The sequence below is a fragment of the Streptomyces rectiviolaceus genome (assembly GCF_039533825.1).
Taxonomy (GTDB): domain Bacteria; phylum Actinomycetota; class Actinomycetes; order Streptomycetales; family Streptomycetaceae; genus Streptomyces; species Streptomyces rectiviolaceus.
On record NZ_BAAAUG010000285.1, the window covers coordinates 1 to 3,661 of the forward strand.

Here is a 3,661-nt window from a genome sequence, read left to right on the forward strand (position 1 = left end):
CGCTCCTGATCCGTGTACGCCTTCACCGGCCGCTCCAGACTCGCCGCACGCTCCCGGGCCAGCGGGGTTCCGTCCGCCAGGGTCAGCTCGTCCACGGGCAGCGCGTCCAGCTTCTCTCTTAGCTTTTTGCTGGCGAGAGAGGCCTCAAGGAGGTCAGAGGGAAAGTCGAAGGGCATGGGGACCAGGATACGAGAGCGAGACGGAACGATCCTGTGCCGGGCTGAGCCAGAGACGGAGTGCTTCAGCGAAGCAAGATCGTCTTATTTAGGTTCCAAAAAAGTAGGACAAAAGCCTGCCCACTCACAACTCCAACAGGGAGACATCTCGGTCACGCACCCACCGCCGCCCACGGCCCGGCGAAGTCCGGCGCCGTGTTCGACCCCGGGGTGATCGAAGATGGCAACGCTGTCCGCCCCGTCCCGTTGATCGCGTACTGGTATGCAGCCGCAGGCAGATTCAGATTCGCGGCCGCGCCCACACCAGTCCAGCCGGAAGCGCGGGTAAGCGTCGGCGGAACCGACGCGTTGAACAGCAGCCCGACCCAGCAGAACGCTCCCGCCGTCAGCGCCTGAGCCGCGATGGTGGTGGACTTCGGGCCCGGCGTGGATATATCCGCATCCACGTTCGCCGACGCGAGAAGCGTGCCAGCCGAGTCGTACAGGCCGACCCGGTTCTGCCCCGAGACGGGCGATGACCCCTGGTTGCCGATCCACCAGTGGAGCTCCGTAACGTTCACAGCGGCGGCGATGTTCATGCGGACCAGGTAGAGCGTCCCGTTGGTCAGCGTGCTGGAGTTGACCGCCAGCGCGGGGGCGTAGCACCAGGCGGCGATCCCGTGGGCGGCCGGGGTGTCCTCGCCCAGCGCGCTGCCGGTGACGGCCAGGTTGCCGCTGATGGTGCCGCCCGTGGTCGGCAGGGCGCCGTCGATGTCGCCTTCGGCTGCGGTCATGCGGTTCTCGAGGCCGAACTCGCCGCCGACCCTGGTCTGCAGGTCGGTGACGTAGCCGTTCAGGTTGTTGCCGAACTCGGCTGGATAGGCGCCGATCGCCGCGGGGGTGAGCGGGTCGGATCCGGCCGCAGCGTGGGAGGCGGCGTGCGCGGTGGGGTTGCGGGCGTTGGTGGTGGTCGGGTCGGTGGAGCGCAGCGCAATGTCGGATCCAGCTCCTGCGGCGCCGAGTGAAGGCTGTGGTCCCTCAGGTCCTTCCGGGCCCGCGAGTCCTTCGGGTCCTTGGGGGCCGCCGGGGCCTGGCTCGCCTTGCGGTCCGGTGGCGCCTGTCGCACCGGGAGCTCCGTCCGCGCCGTCTGCACCCGGGATGCCCTGAGCGCCGGCGGGTCCCGCGTCACCGGTGTCGCCCTTGGGGCCAGCCGGACCGGTCTCCCCCGCTGGGCCTGCCGGGCCCTCAGGGCCTTGCGCTCCCGTGGGTCCCTCAGGTCCGGCCCCGCCGGCCACAAAGACCACGGTGCCCAGCCCGGTCTGCGTATCGGACAGGTCGACGCGCAGCTCCCCCACCCAGTGTGTGCCGGTAGCCGGGACCAGCACGTACGTCAGGACCGGGGCGCCGTCGCGGCGGCGGCCCTCCTGGATCGCCCACAGGGTGTCCCCTGACAGGGAGTCGATGGCCGCGTTGGGCAGCAGATCGACCGTCCACGTCCCGGTCTGCCCGACCGTGATCCGCACGTCCAGTACGAGCTCCTGCTCGGCGTCCGCCGCGTACCCGATGGCGTGTGTACCGGTCACATCGACCAGCGTCGCCTTCATCTCGGTGCGATCGCTCGCTCCCACAACCTGGCCGTGCACGGTCGTCATCAGCTTCTCCTAGCTGCGGCGGCGTTCGAGGAGCCCCAGCGGCAGTTGCCCCGAGGAGGATCCGGAGGGCTCGTCCTGCTGGGAGGGGGATGGCGTCGGATCCGGACTGGCCGGGGGCGGGTTCGTGGCGGTGCACCGGTAGCGGGGATCGTCGGGGTCGAAGTCGTCGACGCGGGTGCACCGGTATTCGATGCCGTCCTGGTCGGTGAACGTCCACTCCGAGGGCGGCGTCCCATCCTGCCCGTCGGCGCCGTTCGCCCCGTCTTGGCCGTTCTGCCCGTCTGCACCGTTGGCGCCGTCCTTGCCGGGAGCGCCCGTCGCGTCCACACCAGGCGGACCGGTAGCGCCCGGCACATTCGAATCGGCGCCCGCCTCCCCAGCCGGACCGGTCGGACCAGGCTTCGGAGTGATGGTGGGAGCGTCCTTGCCGTCTTCCCCGTCGGTACCGGACGAGCCGCTAGGACCACGCTTCCCGACAACCTTCTCGCCGGGCTCACCACGGGAACCGGGCGGACCAGCCACCGGGGTACCGCCCAACGACTGCACCTGCGCGGCAAGTTTGTCCCGCGCATCGTTCGCCCGCGACAGATCACGGGACATCACCAGGAACGCCGTCAGCACGGCACCCAGCGTCGCCGCAGCGAACACGGCGGCGATCACCGCCAGATAGTTGCCGCGCCGCCGCCTCTTGCGCACCTCGGACCGGTTCGGCGGCTCCATGGCCGGCGGGGACACGGGAGGAGTACTCACGCCTTGCCTCCCGCCATGAACAGCACCACCGGCAAGACCAGGCCGAGCATCGGCACGATGACCGACGCCAACAGCCACCGCCGGGTCTGCGTGATCCGGTCAACATCCGCCGTACGCTGCGCCTGCATGGCCTCTACTGCTTTCACGATGTCGGCAATGTCTTTGGCCATGGCTGCCTTCTCCACCGCGTACACGTCGGCGGAGACCAGGCGGCCGAGCTGTCCATGTAGCTGCCCCATGTCGTCGCGGAAGTCGCTGCGCATGGTCTCGATGAGCCGCCAAAGCTCGCCGTTGGTCGGCTCATCGGCCATGTCGTGCTCCTGGAAAGGTCAGGAAGGTCAGGCCCGCACGACATTGGTAGGTCCGGTGGGAGGGGCGGGTACGGGCGCGGTGACCTGGGTGCGGACGAAGGCCTGCGCGACGACAGTGATGGCGGCCATGACTGCGGCCTGCCTGGCTGTGGACCAGTCCAGGCCGAGGTTCATGCCGAGCGCGAGCGCCGCCTGCGCGAAACCGGTCAGCGCCGCGACGACACCGTCCCGTACCTTCCACGCGACGAGGAGGCCGAGCAGCGCAGCCGCGGCGACGTTCACTCCGGTCTGCGTGTTCTGGCTGACTTCGACGACGAACGCGGACACGAACTGCACGGCGACGGCCACAAGGCCCGCCCACACGGCGGGCTCACGGCCAAAGATCAGGGAAGTCTTCACGCGATACTCCAGGGAGAAGAGGGGTGGGTGAGGAGTGGTCAGACGTTGGGAACGCGGAGCTTTTCCCAGCTGGTCTTGCCGGGGTAGCCGTCGGCGTCCGCGCCGGTGTACCCGAGCTTCTGTTGCCAGGCCTTGTAGGAGGCTCGGTCAGTGTTGGTCCAGTTCGGGCCGGGCCCGCTCCTGTACTTGCCGCAGCCCTCGGCGACCAGGCGGCGTCCCATCGCGGTGATGATCGAGCTGTGACGGCCGCCGTGGAAGAAGTTGGAGCCGGGGAACGGCTCGTAGGCAGGCTTCGAAGGCGCGGGCGGCTTGGGACTTGAGGACGCCTTACCCGGCACGATGCTGGTGTCGATCGCCCCCGGGTCCCAATGGTCGTTGCCGGGGACCTGGCCGT

Annotated in this window: 5 protein-coding genes; all 5 read right to left on the bottom strand. The window is 69.2% G+C overall.

Annotated features, from left to right (window positions below):
* Positions 1-328: 328 nt before the first annotated feature.
* Positions 329-1,807 carry a hypothetical protein gene (locus tag ABD378_RS44025; RefSeq protein ID WP_344531167.1) on the bottom strand — a complete coding sequence of 493 codons (1,479 nt, stop codon included), beginning with the start codon at positions 1,805-1,807 and terminating at the stop codon, positions 329-331.
* Between the two features lie 9 nt (positions 1,808-1,816).
* Positions 1,817-2,527 carry a collagen-like domain-containing protein gene (locus ABD378_RS44030; protein WP_344531169.1) on the bottom strand — a complete coding sequence of 237 codons (711 nt, stop codon included), beginning with the start codon at positions 2,525-2,527 and terminating at the stop codon, positions 1,817-1,819.
* A gap of 26 nt (positions 2,528-2,553) precedes the next feature.
* The gene (locus ABD378_RS44035) at positions 2,554-2,868 is read right to left on the bottom strand and encodes a hypothetical protein (protein WP_344531171.1); all 315 of its coding nucleotides are present in this window, start codon (positions 2,866-2,868) and stop codon (positions 2,554-2,556) included.
* A 27-nt stretch (positions 2,869-2,895) separates the two neighbouring features.
* Positions 2,896-3,267 (bottom strand): hypothetical protein, encoded by a 372-nt coding sequence (locus ABD378_RS44040; RefSeq protein WP_344531173.1) that lies wholly within the window; start codon positions 3,265-3,267, stop codon positions 2,896-2,898.
* Positions 3,268-3,305: 38 nt separating this feature from the next.
* On the bottom strand, positions 3,306-3,661 hold a 356-nt coding region (locus ABD378_RS44045; RefSeq protein ID WP_344531175.1), incomplete at its 5' end, for a peptidoglycan-binding protein.

Excerpts from the sequence above, each read along its gene's own strand:
- ABD378_RS44025 (WP_344531167.1), bottom strand. The coding sequence starts at position 1,807 with ATGACGACCGTGCACGGCCAGGTTGTGGGAGCGAGCGATCGCACCGAG.
- ABD378_RS44035 (WP_344531171.1), bottom strand. The coding sequence starts at position 2,868 with ATGGCCGATGAGCCGACCAACGGCGAGCTTTGGCGGCTCATCGAGACC.
- ABD378_RS44030 (WP_344531169.1), bottom strand. The coding sequence starts at position 2,527 with ATGGAGCCGCCGAACCGGTCCGAGGTGCGCAAGAGGCGGCGGCGCGGC.